The organism is Azonexus hydrophilus (genome assembly GCF_038368255.1).
In the GTDB taxonomy this organism is placed as follows: Bacteria; Pseudomonadota; Gammaproteobacteria; order Burkholderiales; family Rhodocyclaceae; genus Azonexus; species Azonexus hydrophilus.
This window is the reverse complement of record NZ_CP151406.1, coordinates 1,913,192-1,928,412: the sequence shown is the minus strand read 5'-3', so window position 1 is coordinate 1,928,412 and position 15,221 is coordinate 1,913,192. Positions and strand designations below refer to the sequence as shown.

12 protein-coding genes and 1 pseudogene are annotated in these 15,221 nt (G+C 64.5%); 6 read left to right on the top strand and 7 right to left on the bottom strand.

Annotated features, from left to right (window positions below):
* Positions 1–38 precede the first annotated feature (38 nt).
* Positions 39–1,418: a 3'-5' exonuclease family protein gene (locus AADV58_RS09245; RefSeq protein ID WP_341742978.1), complete on the top strand. Its 1,380-nt coding sequence runs from the start codon at positions 39–41 to the stop codon at positions 1,416–1,418.
* Between the two features lie 24 nt (positions 1,419–1,442).
* Here AADV58_RS09245 and AADV58_RS09240 read toward each other — a convergent pair whose 3' ends face one another.
* The 4 genes and pseudogenes from AADV58_RS09240 to AADV58_RS09225 all read right to left on the bottom strand — a co-directional run bounded on the left by AADV58_RS09240 (position 1,443) and on the right by AADV58_RS09225 (position 5,781).
* The gene (locus AADV58_RS09240) at positions 1,443–2,882 is read right to left on the bottom strand and encodes a DNA polymerase Y family protein (RefSeq protein ID WP_341742977.1); all 1,440 of its coding nucleotides are present in this window, start codon (positions 2,880–2,882) and stop codon (positions 1,443–1,445) included.
* Positions 2,815–3,528, bottom strand: coding sequence for a translesion DNA synthesis-associated protein ImuA (imuA, locus tag AADV58_RS09235; RefSeq protein WP_341742976.1), 714 nt, complete (start codon positions 3,526–3,528; stop codon positions 2,815–2,817). The genes AADV58_RS09240 and imuA overlap by 68 nt, the downstream gene beginning before the upstream one ends.
* Positions 3,525–4,130: a transcriptional repressor LexA gene (gene lexA, locus AADV58_RS09230; protein ID WP_028995681.1), complete on the bottom strand. Its 606-nt coding sequence runs from the start codon at positions 4,128–4,130 to the stop codon at positions 3,525–3,527. The genes imuA and lexA overlap by 4 nt, the downstream gene beginning before the upstream one ends.
* A 453-nt stretch (positions 4,131–4,583) precedes the next feature.
* Positions 4,584–5,781 (bottom strand): annotated as a pseudogene (locus AADV58_RS09225) (IS256 family transposase).
* A 236-nt stretch (positions 5,782–6,017) separates the two neighbouring features.
* Between AADV58_RS09225 and AADV58_RS09220 the strand changes: the two are divergent.
* Both AADV58_RS09220 and AADV58_RS09215 read left to right on the top strand, forming a co-directional pair.
* On the top strand, positions 6,018–6,749 hold the full coding sequence (locus AADV58_RS09220) for a GSU2403 family nucleotidyltransferase fold protein (protein ID WP_341742975.1): 732 nt from the start codon (positions 6,018–6,020) through the stop codon (positions 6,747–6,749).
* A 74-nt stretch (positions 6,750–6,823) separates the two neighbouring features.
* A complete protein-coding gene (locus AADV58_RS09215; protein ID WP_028995683.1) occupies positions 6,824–7,129 on the top strand; it encodes a hypothetical protein in 306 nt (101 codons plus the stop codon).
* Here the strand turns inward: AADV58_RS09215 and dgt are convergent, their stop codons facing one another.
* Positions 7,130–8,506: a dGTP triphosphohydrolase gene (gene dgt, locus AADV58_RS09210; RefSeq protein WP_341742974.1), complete on the bottom strand. Its 1,377-nt coding sequence runs from the start codon at positions 8,504–8,506 to the stop codon at positions 7,130–7,132.
* Between the two features lie 11 nt (positions 8,507–8,517).
* Positions 8,518–8,922 (bottom strand): thioesterase family protein, encoded by a 405-nt coding sequence (locus AADV58_RS09205; protein ID WP_341742973.1) that lies wholly within the window; start codon positions 8,920–8,922, stop codon positions 8,518–8,520.
* 88 nt (positions 8,923–9,010) lie between these two features.
* Here AADV58_RS09205 and AADV58_RS09200 point away from each other — a divergent pair, with 88 nt between their 5' ends.
* The 3 genes from AADV58_RS09200 to AADV58_RS09190 all read left to right on the top strand — a co-directional run bounded on the left by AADV58_RS09200 (position 9,011) and on the right by AADV58_RS09190 (position 13,315).
* A complete protein-coding gene (locus AADV58_RS09200; RefSeq protein ID WP_341744541.1) occupies positions 9,011–10,654 on the top strand; it encodes an electron transfer flavoprotein-ubiquinone oxidoreductase in 1,644 nt (547 codons plus the stop codon).
* Between the two features lie 65 nt (positions 10,655–10,719).
* Positions 10,720–11,517 carry an enoyl-ACP reductase FabI gene (gene fabI, locus AADV58_RS09195; RefSeq protein WP_028995687.1) on the top strand — a complete coding sequence of 266 codons (798 nt, stop codon included), beginning with the start codon at positions 10,720–10,722 and terminating at the stop codon, positions 11,515–11,517.
* Positions 11,518–11,605: 88 nt separating this feature from the next.
* Complete coding sequence (locus AADV58_RS09190; protein ID WP_298397321.1) at positions 11,606–13,315, top strand: SulP family inorganic anion transporter; 1,710 nt, start codon at positions 11,606–11,608, stop codon at positions 13,313–13,315.
* Positions 13,316–13,317: 2 nt separating this feature from the next.
* Here the strand turns inward: AADV58_RS09190 and AADV58_RS09185 are convergent, their stop codons facing one another.
* Positions 13,318–15,195, bottom strand: coding sequence for a SurA N-terminal domain-containing protein (locus AADV58_RS09185; RefSeq protein WP_341742972.1), 1,878 nt, complete (start codon positions 15,193–15,195; stop codon positions 13,318–13,320).
* Between the last annotated feature and the right edge of the window lie 26 nt (positions 15,196–15,221).

Here is a 15,221-nt window from a genome sequence, read left to right as displayed (position 1 = left end):
TTTTCCCGGCTGCCGTTGCGCATGCGAAAATGCCGGCCATGACTGCCCTCGCCTTCGTCGACCTGGAAACCACCGGCGCCACCGCCACCTCCGACCGCATCACCGAAATCGGCATCGTCGAGGTCGATGCCGACGGCACCGTGCGCGAGTGGCAGCAACTGGTCAATCCGGGCACCCATATCTCGCCGTTCATCGAGAACCTGACCGGCATCAGCAATGCCATGGTCGCCACTGCCCCGCCCTTTGCCGAGGTCGCCGAAGATGTCCTGCGCCGACTCAAGGGACGACTGTTCATCGCCCACAACGCGCGCTTCGACTATGGCTTCCTGAAAAACGAATTCAAGCGCAGCGGCATCGAATTCCGCGCACCGGTGCTGTGCACGGTCAAGCTGTCGCGCGCGCTCTACCCGGAATTCAAGCGCCACAGCCTGGACAGCCTGATCGAGCGCCACGGCCTGATCGCCAACGGTCGCCACCGGGCGCTGGCCGATGCCCAGCTGATCCATCAGTTCTGGCAAAGAATCCACGCCGAACGCAGCGGCGAGGAAATCGACGCGGCGCTCAGGAAACTCAACACCTACCCCAGCCTGCCGCCGCATCTCGATCCGGCCATCATCGACGAACTGCCGGAAACACCCGGCGTTTACCTGTTCTACGGCGAAGCCAGCGAACACGGCGAGCTGCCGCTGTACATCGGCAAAGGCAAGAACATCCGCAACCGGGTGCTGTCGCATTTTTCCGCCGACCACCGTTCGGCTCGCGAAATGACGCTGGCGCAACAGACCCGGCGCATCGACTGGATCGAAACCGCGGGCGAAATCGGCGCCCTGCTGCGCGAAGCCGAGCTGGTGAAAACCCGTCAGCCGACGCAGAACCGCCAGTTACGGCGCAACGAAGACGTGTGCACCTGGACCCTGATCGACGCCGGCGACGGCTGGCTGAAACCCGAACTGCGCCTCGCCGCCGACCTCGACTTCGGCATCGGCAACGCCTGCTACGGACTGTTCAAGAGCCCCCGCGAAGCCACGCAGACGCTACGCAAACTGGTCGACGCGCATCAACTGTGCGACATCCTCAGCGGGCTCGATCGCCAGGTCGGCAACAAACCCTGCTTCGGCCACCAGACGCGCCGCTGCAAAGGCGGCTGTGTCGGCAAGGAACCGTTGGCCAAGCACAGCATGCGACTGATGGGTGCGATGGTGACACTGAAACTCGCCAGCTGGCCCTTCCCCGGCCCGGCGATCATCCGCGAAGGCGACGAAGCGCACCTGATCGACGGCTGGCGCTACCTTGGCAGCGCCCGCAGCGACAACGAACTGCATGCGCTGCTGGAATTGAAGCGCCCGCCCTTCGACCGCGATATCTACAAGATATTGAGCAAGCAGATAGCCCTCATGAAAGCGCTCCCCGGTCGCTGACAAGCCAGCCGCGATGCGCACCATTCATGCGAATACGCCGTGTACGTACCAACCACTGGCGTCGCGGAAAATCCACGCCCACTGCCCTTCGCCGTTGCGGGCGACGAAGTAGTCACGGCGCAGGTCGCCGACAGCGGATGCCTCGCCGCTGTCCCACCAGCCGCTTTCCAGCCGTTCGCCGCGGGTGACGAGTTGCAGCGGGCCGTGCCAGTGCGGGCCGTCGGCACGCTCGGCCAGCGGCTGCGGCGCGGGCAACAGCCAGAGTGGGCGCGGCTTGCCGAACGTTGCGGTCGACGCGGTTTTTGCCGCAAAAATGCCGGCCGGGTCGTCGCTGCGGCTGGCGCATTCCGGGCGATGGTCGGCATGCTGCGCCAGGCTGCGCACGGCGTCGTCGCCGAGCCGGGCACGCAGGCGTTCGATGCAGGCAGCGGCGCCCTCGCCCGGCACCGCCTGGTCGAACAGGCCGGTGCTGGCGTCGGGCCGGGCGACGACTTCGTCGGCCACCAGGCTGAGCGCCTCAACCGGCGCCACCAACTGCAGGCGACCGAGATGCTCGCGCAACAGGCGCATGAACCGGCCTTCGTCGCCACAGGGCTCGCCGAAACGCAGCGGCAGCATGCTGCTTGAGCCGTCGTCGTGAGTCAGGCGCAGCGTGCCGGCGCGCAGCAACATCTGGCGCACCTGCAGCCAGCCGGCCAGTGCAGCAAACAGGCGCTGCGCGGCGAAGGCCAGGCCTTCGGCGAATTCGACGCGCGACGGCAGTTCCAGCCCGGCGGCGAAACGCTCAGGAAAGACGAAGGCGCGCTGCGGATCGGGCAGTTCGCCGCGGGCGCGCAGCAGGTCGTCGACCGGGCCGTTGCCGACACGCCGCCGCAGGCTGGCGGCCGGTTGCGCAGTCAGTTCGCCGAGCCGGCGCAGGCCGAAGGCGTCGAGCCGGGCAACGACCTCGGCCGGCCAATCGGGTACGACACACGGCAAATCGGCCAGCGCCGCCTGCAGCGCGGCCAGGCTCTCGTAGCTGGCCGCCGCGCCGGCATGCGCCAACCAGCGGGCGCCGAGCGGCGTCGGCGCGACCGCCCAGTCCACACTCCAACCCTGTACCCGGCAACCGTCGCGCACCGCTTCAACAATCGCTTCGATGCCGCCGAACAAGCGCCGACAGCCGCCGATTTCGAGCAGCAGCCCAGCCGGCGGCGCCAGGCTGACGGTCGGCGTGAAGCGCCCGGACCAGCAGGCAAGATCGGCGAGCGCCCGGGCTTCGCGCGCCGGATCGCGCTCGCAGGCGCGCAGCCCGGGCAGCAGGCCGAGTGCGGTCGACAGCTTGTGGCCGGGCAAAATGCCGGCCGCGGCAGCAACCGGATCGGCAGCCAGAACCCGGCCGCGCGCCGTGACGACGCTAGGCGACTGCCGCAGCGGCAGGGCTTCCAGCGTCAGCTGCGGAAAATGCAGGGCCAGCCACAACACGTGTTTTCCTTCCCGGTCGGGGGATCTCGATCTGCAACAGACGCGACGCCGGCCGACCGCGCCGCTTGAGGATGCGCAACGCCAGCCGGTCGGCACCGGCGGCCAGCGTCAGACGTAAAGGCGCCGGTGACGGGGTGGCGGCGTCCACGGTAGACCGCCACAAAACAGCAAAAACCGACTGCCCTTCGGCCGCCACCTGCAGGCGGCGCAGCGCCCGGGCATCGATGCCGGCGTCCGGCCAGGCGAGCAGCCCGGCAAAGCCGCCGCATCTGAGCAACTGCTCAATGCACCAGGCGCCCTGTTTGCCCGGCCGGATCACCAGCAGACGCTCCGGTGCCACGCCGGCCGCCGCCCAGGCCGGCGCATGCGGCAGCCAGGGCGGCGCGACCAGCGCCAGGCGACCGCCCTCGCCCGACAAGCGGGCCAGCGCCGGCAGCAGCAGGCTGATTTCGCCGATGCCGCCACGGTCAACCAGGATTTCGGTGAGATTGCCGCGCGGCCAGCCGCCGCCCGGCAGTTCGGCGTCGAGTTCGGCGTAACCGCTGGCGATGGTGCCGGCCGGCAGGCCGGGCAAGGCATCGCCGCGCCAGATGTCGCCGCGCGCCAGGACCGCCGCCAAACTCACCGGCGACGGCTGCGCGCTCATGAGAGTTTCGAAATGGCTCCGCGGATCAGGCCGACAGCGACACCCTCGATGGCGAATTCGACTTCGCCGGGGTTGATCACGATGGGCTCGAAATCCGGGTTTTCGGCGATCAGGCGGATCTGGTTCTTGCCGCGTTCCAGGCGCTTGACGGTGACTTCCTCGTCGATGCGGGCGACGACGATCTCGCCGTCGCGCGCCTGATTCGTCTTATGCACGGCGATCAGGTCGCCGTCGAAGATGCCGGCGTCGATCATCGACAGACCGCGCACCTTCAACAGGAAATCGGCACGCGGATTGAACAGGCCGGCATCGAAGTTGTAGCGCCCCTGCACGTTCTCGACGGCGAGGATGGGCGAGCCGGCGGCGACGCTGCCGATCAGCGGCAAGCCAAGCTGCTCGACCAGACGAATGCCCCGCGCCGAGCCGGGTTCGAGATTGATCGCCCCTTTCTTGGCCAGTGCCTTGAGGTGATCTTCGGCAGCGTTGGCCGAGGCAAAGCCGAAGGCGGTGGCGATTTCCGCGCGGGTCGGCGGCGCCCCGAGCACCTCGACGGTGTTCTTGATGAAATCGAGGATTTCCTGCTGACGCGGGGTGAGTTTCATGACGGGGCTCCGGCAATTTCCGATGACTGTATTTTTGTACAGTTACAAGGATTTGGCAAGGCCGCGATCAAGACACAGCGCCTCATGACGAAATAAAAATTTTAGCTATCCATATGATAAAAAATGAATTATCCTGAAATAATCAAAAAAATGTAATTCAGGATAATTTTCAATGTATCAAGAATTTACAGACGAGCAGCGACGTTTGCTGCTGAACTTGTCGCAGTATTACGCTGCCTACATTGACGCTGAGCGCGAGCGACACAGGACATCGGATTTTCCCCTGCACTGGAAAACTGTCAGCGGCAGAGATTATCTGTACGAAATCATCGATAGTCGCGGCAACGCCAAGAGTAAAGGACCTCGGTCAAGCAAGACGGAAGGATCGTGTCCCCGTTCGTGGTGTAAGAGGCAATCAGGAAGTCATGGATTCCGGTGAGGTTGGATTGCCAGTCAGAGGGTCACGGCGGACAAGCTGACGGCGGGATTGTCGCCGACCTCGGCCAAGGTTTCCAGGGTCATGTAACGTCGCTGCATGGCCCACTCGTCGTTCTGTTCAAGCAATAGGGCGCCGACCAGGCGGTAGATGGCCGCTTCGTTGGGAAAGATGCCGACGACGTCGGTACGGCGCTTGATTTCGGCATTGAGCCGCTCAATCGGATTGGTGCTGTGGATCTTGCTCCGGTGCTCGCGAGGAAAGCCCATGTGTGCGAGCACATCGTCCTCGGCATCATCCATCAGCCGGGCGATCTTTGGCAGGCGCTCACGGAGTTGGTCAGCGACGGTTCGCCACTGGTCCCGTGCCGCAGCTTCTGTCTCATGGGCAAAGATGGTGGCGATCAGGGCAGACACCATGCGACGCTGGTTGGTCGGCGCATGAACCAGGACATTGCGCATGAAATGTACCCGGCAACGCTGCCAGGTTGCAGAGATCACCTTGCGTACAGCAGCTTTCAGGCCCTCGTGGGCGTCCGAGATCACCAGCTTGACGCCGCGCAGGCCGCGACGCGACAGGCTGCGCAGGAATTCAGTCCAGAAGGGTTCGGCTTCAGAGGCGCCGACCTGCAGCCCAAGCACTTCGCGTCGGCCATCGCTGTTAGCGCCGATGGCGATTATGGCGGCGACGGAAACGATTCTTCCGGCCTGACGTACCTTGAGGTAGGTGGCGTCAATCCACAGATAGGGCCAGTCGCCTTCGATGGGACGGGCAAGGAAGGTCTGCACCCGCTCGTCGATCTCGGCGCAGAGGCGAGAGACCTGGCTCTTGGAGATGCCGCTCATGCCCATAGCCTGGACCAGATCATCGACCGAACGCGTCGAGATGCCCTGCACGTAGGCCTCCTGGATAACGGCCGCCAGCGCCTTTTCGGCGGTCCGCCGTGGTTCCAGGAAGGGCGGGAAGTAGCTGCCGGAGCGCAGCTTAGGGATGCGCAGCGCCACCGTCTTAGCGCGGGTATCCCACGCGCGATCCCGAAAGCCGTTTCGGGAATTGGTTCGCGCCTCGGAACGCTCGCCATGGCTGGCGCCGCAGCGGTTCTCGACATCCAGCTCCATCAGGCGCTGGGCCACAAAGCCGATCATCTCGCGCACGATATCGTCGGCGCTAAGCCTTTTCAAGCAGCTCGGAAAGTTGCATTCTGTCTTGGGTCATCGGTTTACTCCTCAGTAGAGATTGAGATTCGCAAACCCAACCTTACCGGAGTTCTCCGATGACCTCCTGATTGCGCCCGCCGTGGTGGCCCTGCAGGGCCACCACGGCAAACTCAACACCTTCCGCTCTTACACCACTCCGCGGGACACCGCCAGACGGAAGCCCTTCACCAAGCATGGCATGACGCCAAGTTACGCAGCGACAATGCCAGAACGCTTCTTGTCGAAATCGGGCGCATGTATCGCGCCATGCGCCTGGGCTCAATTTCCGGTGAAGCAGCGGCCATATTGCGCGAAGCCGATCGTCGAGAGCTACTCGGCAATTCCCTGATCGTTGTCGGCACCAATGCCATGCCGGCTTATGAGGTCGAGGCACAACACCGGATCGGCACCGGACTCGACGAAACCCAGGTCTTCGACATGGCGTGGATCGGTCACCTGACTTTCGCCGGCACCGCCCCTTCCCCACATAGCGGCGATCCATTCTGGCGCATGCTCAAAGCCGTTGACTCGACCTATACGGTGAATACCGAGAGAAACTTCCAGGCACGCAACGCAAAAGCCTACGAAGTGGAATTACTCGTCGCCCCGAGCCGCGTCGCCTCCATGGGCAAAACCGACAAGCCAGTGCCCATGCCTTTACCGGAACAAGAGTGGCTGTTGAACGGTCGCTTCGTCGATCATGTCATCTGCGCACGCGATGGCTCGGCGGCAAGAATCGTCGCCCCTGATCCGCGCTGGTTTGCACTGCACAAGCTATGGATGAGCGATCAGGAAAAACGCACTGCACTCAAACGCCCCAAAGACCGCAAACAAGGGCTGCGCTTGCTGGATTCAATTGCGCGCCATATGCCGCACTATGCGCTCGACGACACATTCGCCGCAGAACTCCCCGACGAACTGCGCCGCTATTTTGATGACTGGCGCCAAAATAGCGGCGCCACGCCCCCGCCACCACCTGCCTGGTAGTCAAAGTCCAACACCTGCCGAAAACTCGGCTAATATCCGCGCTCGCCCCGACTTGCCCCGCCCCAGGACCGCGCATGAAACTCCAGCATCTCGCCATTGGTGACCGCTTCGAATACGACGGCAGAATTTTCGTCAAGACCGGCCCGCTGACCGCCTCGTCGGATCAGGGCGGACAGCAGATCATTCCCCGCTATGCCGTACTCACGCCGCTCGATCAGCCGGCGTCGGGAAACAAGACAGCCGGCCGTGACCGGGTAAACAAGGCGGCGGTGCTCGCCGCTTTCGACCGCTTCTACCGGACCAGCGAACGGCTCTGCGACGCTGCCGCGCAAGCCGAGCTGGCAAAGGCGCGGAGCGAATTCCTGAAGATCTTCGAGTAATCAGGTCGGCAGGTCGAAACCCTTGAGCTTGCGGTACATGTCGACCGCGTAGGAGTCGGTCATGCCGGCGACGAAATCGGCCACCTGCAGCAGACGCACGTAGGGATCGGCATCCGGCTTGCCATCGTGGCCGAGGAATTGCGTCGGCAATAGCCTGAGCAGCATGCGCTCGCGCGTCGTCATCCGGGTTCCCGGCACTTCCGCAGCCGCCTCGACGGCGTTGGTGTATAGCGCCAGCAAGGCACCGAGCACCTCGAAACCGGCGGTTTCGATCTCCAGCGCCGGCCGCGCCGTATAGATGGTTTCCTTGGCCACGCGCAACACCGCCTGCAGCGGCACACCGACCGGCGACTGGTCGAGCAGCTCCTCGTCGAAACTGCCGTCGAGGATGGCAGCCTCATTTTCCAGGAAGACCGCCGCCGCGCTTTCCAGCAGCCGACCGATGGCCTTGGCGCGCAGGTATTCCAGCCTTTCCTTGGGGTCGTGCAGGCGGTCGAGCCGGCCGCCGTTGATCGTGTTGCCGGCCAGGTCGGCAAGCAGGCATTCGGCGTCCTTGTACGGCACGAAACCGAGCCGGGCAGCATCTTCGAGATCGACGATCAGGTAGCAGGTATCGTCGGCCACCTCGACCAGAAAGGCCAGCGGATGGCGACGCCAGGCGGTACCGGGAATGCGCTCGACCAGGCCGGTGGAAGCGGCGACGCGGGCGAAGTTGTCGGCGTCCTGCTGGAAGAAGCCGAATTTCTTGCCGCTTTTACCGTCCAGTTCGCCATCGACCGCTGAAGGCCGCGGATATTTGGTGAAGGTGGCCAGCACCGCGCTGGTCAGTTGCAGGCCGCCGGGATTGGCCGGGCTCTGCAGGCGGGAAACGATGCGGAAGCCCTGCGCGTTGCCCTCGTAGCGCTCGAAATCGGCGCGCTGCGCAGCGGTGAAATCATGGCGTTCGAGCAGGCCGGAAATGCGGAACCACTCGCGGATCGCATCCTCGCCGGCATGGCCGAACGGCGGATTGCCGATGTCGTGCGCCAGACAGGCGGCGGCGACGATGGCGCCGAAATCGCCCGATTCGACATCCTTGAGCCCATGCCGGGCGATGATCTCGCGGCCGACCACGGCGCCCAGCGAACGGCCGACGCAACTGGCCTCCAGGCTGTGCGTCAGGCGGGTGCGCACGTAATCGCTCTTCGACAGCGGGAAAACCTGGGTCTTGTCCTTCAGCCGGCGGAAGGCCGAGGTGAACACGATGCGGTCGTAATCCTGCTGGAAGGCGGTGCGCTCCGCCGTGCCCGGCGCCTTGCCGGCGCCCAGGCGCTCGCTGGAGAGCAGTTTTTCCCAGATTTTCTTCTTGCCCATGTGGCGTCCGTCGTCATTGACCATGGGCGCCGAGTTTACTCCGCTTCGAGCAAGGCCCGCACATGATCCGGCAAAGGCACGGATTTTCCGCTCTGCGTATTCATCCACACCACCTTGGCCGCGCCCTCGGCGTACAACTCGCCGTCGATCAGCATGTCGACATAGGTCTGGCAACTGGAACGACCGACCGCACCGACATAGGTTCGCACCTCGACGGTGCCCGGATAGTTCATCGGCTTGAGGAAGGTACAGGCCGCATTGACGATCACCGGACCGTCGCCGCCGGGACGGACCATAACCTTCATGTCCTCGATCCATTCGACCCGGGCCTGCTCCATGTAGCGGAAATAGACGGTGTTGTTGACGTGCCCGTAGGCGTCCATGTCGCCCCAGCGAATGGGCATGTTTGTTGTGTGGATGAGCTTTTTGCGATGGTCCATGAAACGGTCGTTTGAAAAGGGGTTGAAGAAAGGTTTTCCATACTGTACCGTATTGAAAAAACACCGACAACAAACGGAGGAGACAATGATGGAACGCGAAGCCATGGAATTCGACGCGGTCGTCGTCGGCGGTGGTCCCGCCGGCCTGGCCGCTGCCATCCGCCTGAAGCAACTGGCGGCGGCAAATAATCAGGAAATCTCGGTCTGCCTGATCGAGAAAGGCGCCGAGATCGGCGCCCACATCCTCTCCGGCGCGGTCATGGACCCGCGCGCCCTCGACGAGCTGCTGCCCGACTGGAAATCGACCGGTGCGCCGCTCAACGCCCCGGTCAGCGAGGATCGCTTCCTGATCCTCTCGGAAACCGGCGCCACGCAGGTGCCGAACGCCCTGCTCCCCGGCTGTTTCCACAACGAAGGCAACTACGTCATCTCGCTCGGCAACGTCTGCCGCTGGCTGGGCGAACAGGCCGAAGCGCTCGGCGTCGAGATTTACCCCGGCTTTGCCGGCAGCGAAGTGCTGTTCGACGAGAACGGCGCGGTCAAGGGCGTGGCCACCGGCGACATGGGCCGCCTGCACGACGGTTCGGAAGGCCCGAACTTCCAGCAGGGCATGGAACTGCACGGCAAATACACCTTCTTCGCCGAAGGCTGCCGCGGCCACCTCGGCAAGCAGTTGATCGCGCATTTCGCGCTCGACCGCGACGCCGACCCGCAAACCTACGGCATCGGCCTCAAGGAGCTCTGGGAAATCGACCCGGCCAAGCATCAGAGCGGCCTGGTCATCCACAGCGGCGGCTGGCCGATGCAGCCCGATACCTACGGCGGCGGTTTCCTCTACCACCTGGAGAACAACCAGATCGCCATCGGTTTCGTCGTCGGCCTCGGTTACGAAAACCCGCACCTGTCGCCCTATGAAGAGTTCCAGCGCTTCAAGACGCATCCGGAAATCCGGAAATTCCTCGAAGGCGGCAAGCGCATCGCCTACGGGGCCCGGGCGCTGACCGCCGGTGGCCTGCAGTCGCTACCGAAAACCACCTTCCCCGGCGGCGTGCTGATCGGCGACGACGCGGGTTTTCTCAACGCCGCCCGCATCAAGGGTTCGCACTGCGCGATCAAGACCGGGGCGCTGGCCGCCGAAGCCTGTTTCGAGGCGCTGGCCGGCAATCGTCAGCGCGATGAACTGGTCGCCTATCCGGAAGCCTTCCGCCAGAGCTGGCTGTACGAAGAACTGCACCGCGCCCGCAACTTCAAGCCGTGGATGAGCAAGGGCCTGTGGCTGGGTTCGCTGATGTTCGGCATCGACCAGTTGCTGCTGCGCGGCAAGGCGCCATGGACGCTGCGCCACAGCCAGCCCGACCACGCCAAGCTGAAACCGGCCGCCGACTGTCCGAAAATCGCCTACCCGAAACCGGACGGCGTGATCACCTTCGACCGCCTGTCGTCGGTCTTCCTGTCGAGCACCAACCACGAGGAAGAGCAGCCCTGCCATTTGCGCCTGAAAGACGCCAGCGTGCCGGTCGCGGTCAATCTCGCCACCTACGACGCGCCCGAACAGCGCTACTGCCCGGCCGGCGTCTACGAGATCCTGAACGACGAAAACGGCGCCCCGCGCCTGCAGATCAACGCCCAGAACTGCGTGCATTGCAAGACCTGCGACATCAAGGATCCGACGCAGAACATCACCTGGGTCGTTCCGCAAGGCGGCGAAGGACCGACCTATCCGAACATGTAGGCGTTATAGCCGGGCTTTTCTCGGTTTATAATCTCGCGGCTAAACCCCTTTGGGAGAATAAACACATGGGCTTTCTCGCCGACAAGAAGATTCTGATCACCGGGCTGCTGTCCAAGCATTCCATTGCTTACGGCATTGCCAAGGCCTGCCACCGCGAAGGCGCCCAGCTGGCGTTCACTTACCAGAACGAACGCTTCGAAGATCGCATCAAGAAGTTCGCCGCCGAATTCGACAGCGACATCACCATTCCGGTCGACGTCAGCAGCGACGAGCAGATCACCAACCTCTTCGTCGAACTCGGCAAGCGCTGGGACGGCCTCGACGGGCTGGTGCATTCGATCGCCTACGCGCCGACCGAAGCCATCGAGGGCGATTTCCTCGACGGCATCACCCGTGACGCCTTCCGCATCGCCCACGAGATTTCCTCGTACAGCTACCCGGCGCTGGTCAAGGCCGCCCGGCCGATGATGCGTGGCCGCAAGAGCTCGGCGCTGGCGCTGTCCTACCTGGGCGCCGAACGGACCATGCCGAACTACAACACCATGGGCCTGGCCAAGGCCAGCCTGGAAGCCGCCACGCGTTACCTGGCTTTCTGCCTCGGCCCCGAAGGCATCCGCGCCAACGCCATCTCGGCCGGTCCGATCAAGACCCTGGCCGCTTCCGGCATCGGCAACTTCGGCAAGCTGCTCGCCTACAACTCGCACAACGCCCCGCTGCGCCGCAACGTGACCATCGAGGAAGTCGGCAACGCCGCCGCCTTCATGCTGTCCGACCTGGCCAGCGGCATCACCGGCGAAATCACCTACGTCGATGGCGGCATGAACACCGTCGCCCTGGGCAACGCCGAGCCGCTGCCGGCCTGACCGGATTGCGGTCGAGCCGCAAGCACGCCATGAAACGCCGACCCGGCATGTCCCGGTCGGCGTTTTTCTTTGGACCAAGGATTTCCTGATGCGCCTGCTGCCCCACTGGGCCTCGCCCTACCCCCGCCAGCACCTGGGCAGCGACGTCCTGGCCGGCATCATTGTCACCATCCTGGTCATTCCGCAGAGCCTCGCCTACGCGCTGCTCGCCGGTCTGCCGCCGCAGGCCGGGCTCTACGTTTCCATCCTGCCGGTGATCGCCTACGCGCTGTTCGGCAGCAGCATGGTGCAGGCGGTCGGCCCGGTGGCGATCACCGCGATCATGACCTATTCGGTACTGGCACCGATTGCGCCACCGGGTTCGCCGGCCTACATCGGACTGGCGGCAGTCGTCGCGCTGGGCTCGGGCGTCCTGCTGGTGCTCTGCGGCAGCCTGCGCCTGGGTTTCCTGGCCAATCTGCTGAGCCGGCCGGTGATCGCCGGTTTCATTTCCGGTTCGGCCGTGCTCATCGTTTTCAGCCAGTTGAAACATTTCTTTGGCGTGGAACCTCAGGGCAGCGATGCGGCCACGGTCATCCGGGCGCTGCTCGCCGACGGCCGGCTGGACATGGCCAGCGCCATCGGCCTGACGGCCGTCGCCATCCTGGGTTTTGCCCGCCTCTGGCTGGCCGGTCTGCTGGAACGCTGCGGCCTTTCGCCTGCCGCCGGCGGCTTCGTCGTCCGCCTGTTTCCGCTGCTGGTCGTGCTCGGCGCCACGGCGACGGTGATCGCCGGCGATCTCGACCGACTGCATGGTGTCGCGGTGGTCGGCCGCATCGCCGAAGGCCTGCCCGGCCTCACGCCCTTCCTGCCGGCGGCCGGCGAACTTCAGCAACTGGCCCTGCCGATCCTGCTGGTGGCGCTGATCGGCATGGTCCAGAACATTTCCATGGGCCAGGCACTGGCCATCCGTCGCCGCGAACGGCTCGACGCCAATGCCGAGTTGCGCGGCCTGGGCTGCGCCAACATCGTGGCCGCCTTTTCCGGCGGCATGCCGGTCGGCGGCGGCGTATCGCGGACTGCCGTGAACGTCGCTGCCGGTGCCCAGACGCCGCTGGCCAGCATCGTCTCGGCCTTGGCCATGCTCCTGGTCGTTGCCGGCGCGGCGCCCCTGTTTGCCCGCCTGCCGCTGGCCGTCCTGGCCGCCAGCATCATCGTCGCCGCGGTCAGCATGATCGACCTGCGCAGCCTGCGCCAGGCCTGGCGTTACGACCGGGCCGACGGGCTCGCTGCGCTGGGCACGGCAGTCGGCGTTTTCGTGCTTGGCCTGGAAGCCGGCATCGGGCTGGGCATCCTGTTCTCGCTGGCGACCCTGCTCTATCGCGCCAGCACGCCGCATATCGCGGTCATCGGCCGGATTCCGGACAGCGAGCATTTCCGCAACGTCGAACGCTACGCGGTCGAAACCCTGCCCGGCACGCTCTTCCTGCGCATCGACGAAAGCCTGTTCTTCGGCAATCTGCATGCGCTGGAAAGCCGCCTGGCGAGCGAACTGGAAAAAGCCGGCGACACCCGGCACGTGGTCCTGATCATGAATGCGGTCAATCGCGTCGACGCGACTGCGATGGAGGTTCTCAGCGACCTCAACCGCGACCTTTGCGGTCGCGGCATCGCCCTGCACTTTGCCGAAATCAAGGGGCCGGTCCAGGACCGGCTGATCGGCACACCGCTATGGCAGGAGTTGTCGGGACGGGTCTTCCTGTCGGTCAATGACGCCTATACGGCGCTAGCCAGCGGAACCCCGCCCCGGGCGGACTGAACTCAGCGCTCGCTGGTGCTCAGTGCCTTCTCGTTGATTTCCACCTTGTAACGCTTGCGCAGGGCATCCAGGTACATCTGGATGTCGTCCTGGGCAGCCAGCGTACGCAACTGGCCGATCAGACCCTGGCGACGCACGTCGTCGAGCTTCTCGCCGGCTTCGACCTTGTTCAGGCGATACAGCGCGTAACCGGCGCCGGGCAGTTCGACACCGGCGTAGGACGGCAAGGCGTCGGTGCGCATGCGGAATACCGGCTGCACGGCCTGCGGCGGCAACTGACGGGCATCCATGCGCGAAACGCGACGCGACGCGCCCCAGACCTGCTTGTCGTCGCCGGACTGCAGCGCAGCCAGGCGGGCTTCGCCGTCGGCCTTGGCCAGCTTCATCGCTTCGCGCTCGGTCAGCATGCGCTCGATCACCGGCTTCATTTCCTCGAAGGGCTGCAGCGCAGCGGCCTTGTACTCGACGATGCGGGCAGCGACCAGGGTGTTCGGCGCAACCTCGACGGCTTCGGTATTGCGCTTGTTCTTGACGGCGTCGTCGGAGAACAGGGCTTCCAGCAGCTTGGCGTTGGCCAGCGGGCCGTTGGCCGGATTGGGCTGGCGACCCAGCCAGTCGCTCTGCTGGATTTTCAGCTTGAACTGTTCGGCGGCCGGTTGCAGGCTGTCGGCCTGCTCGTAGACGATATTGCTGAAGGCTTCGGCAGCTTCGGCAAACTTGCGGCCGGCTGCGGCCGCCTTGAGTTCGGCCACGATCTCGCCGCGCACTTCGGCCAGCGGCTTTTCCTTGGCGGCGCGGATGGCGGCCAGCTTGATGATGTGGAAACCGAAATCGGATTCAACGATGCCGGAAACTTCGCCTTCCTTCATGCCGAAGGTGGCGTCCTCGAACGGCTTGACCATCATGCCGCGACCGAAGAAGCCTAGGTCACCGCCCTGGCCGGCCGAACCCGGATCGTCGGAATGCTGGCGGGCCAGTTCGGCAAAGGCCGCCGGCTTCTTCTGCACTTCCTTGAGGACCTCTTCCGCCTTGGCCCGGGCCTTGTCCTTGCCCAGGGCTTCCGAAGCGATCAGGATGTGGCTGGCACGGCGTTCCTCGGGCTGCTGGTAGCGCGCCTTGTGGCCGTCGTACCAGGACTGGACCTCGGCATCACTGACTTCGACCGCCATGCCTTCCTGGCTGAGGACGACGAATTCGGCGCGGGCCTGGTCCGGCGTCTGGAACTGCTGGCTGTTTTCGTCGTAGAACTTGCGGGCGGCATCGTCGGCCAGCTTGACCTTGGCCAGGTAGCTGCCGGCCGGCAGGATCAGTTCCTGAATCTGGCGCTGTTCGGTCTGCAGGGCCAGGATGCGTTCGCCGACGGTGGTCGACAGCATGCCGGTCTGACCGATGGTGCCGGCCAGTTGCTGCAGGGTCAGATCCTGGCGGACCTGGGCTTCGAAGCCGGCCGGGCTCAGGCCCTGGGCGCGCAACAGGGCTTCGTAGCGCTCATTGGAGAACTGACCGTCCTGCTGGAAGGCCTCGATCCCGGCAATGCTGTTACGCACCGCGTCGTCGGTCACGAACAGGCGACGCTGGGCCGCTTCCAGGGCCAGCAGGCGACGATCGATGACGTCGTCGAGAATGGCCTTGCGGAACTCGGGGTTGTCGAGCATCTTCGGATCGACCTGGCCGAGCTGGTTGCGCAGGCGCTCCTGCTGCTCGCGCATGACCTGCTGGAATTCCTGTTGCGAAATCCCGACACCGCCAACGGTGGCAACATCGGCACCACCAGCGCCATCACTGACGTAGGATTCGAGACCGAAGAAGGCAAACGGGAGGGCGATCAGCACCAGGAACACCTGGACGATCTTCTTGTTGTTGCGGACTGCGTCGAACATGAGCAGAAAATCCTTCGAATTCGTTC

Coding starts and splice junctions, on each gene's coding strand:
- AADV58_RS09215 (WP_028995683.1), top strand. CDS start 6,824: ATGAAACTCCAGCATCTCGCCATTGGTGACCGCTTCGAATACGACGGC.
- AADV58_RS09185 (WP_341742972.1), bottom strand. CDS start 15,195: ATGTTCGACGCAGTCCGCAACAACAAGAAGATCGTCCAGGTGTTCCTG.
- AADV58_RS09220 (WP_341742975.1), top strand. CDS start 6,018: ATGTATCGCGCCATGCGCCTGGGCTCAATTTCCGGTGAAGCAGCGGCC.
- imuA (WP_341742976.1), bottom strand. CDS start 3,528: ATGAGCGCGCAGCCGTCGCCGGTGAGTTTGGCGGCGGTCCTGGCGCGC.
- AADV58_RS09200 (WP_341744541.1), top strand. CDS start 9,011: ATGGAACGCGAAGCCATGGAATTCGACGCGGTCGTCGTCGGCGGTGGT.
- lexA (WP_028995681.1), bottom strand. CDS start 4,130: ATGAAACTCACCCCGCGTCAGCAGGAAATCCTCGATTTCATCAAGAAC.
- dgt (WP_341742974.1), bottom strand. CDS start 8,506: ATGGTCAATGACGACGGACGCCACATGGGCAAGAAGAAAATCTGGGAA.
- AADV58_RS09245 (WP_341742978.1), top strand. CDS start 39: ATGACTGCCCTCGCCTTCGTCGACCTGGAAACCACCGGCGCCACCGCC.
- fabI (WP_028995687.1), top strand. CDS start 10,720: ATGGGCTTTCTCGCCGACAAGAAGATTCTGATCACCGGGCTGCTGTCC.
- AADV58_RS09190 (WP_298397321.1), top strand. CDS start 11,606: ATGCGCCTGCTGCCCCACTGGGCCTCGCCCTACCCCCGCCAGCACCTG.
- AADV58_RS09205 (WP_341742973.1), bottom strand. CDS start 8,922: ATGGACCATCGCAAAAAGCTCATCCACACAACAAACATGCCCATTCGC.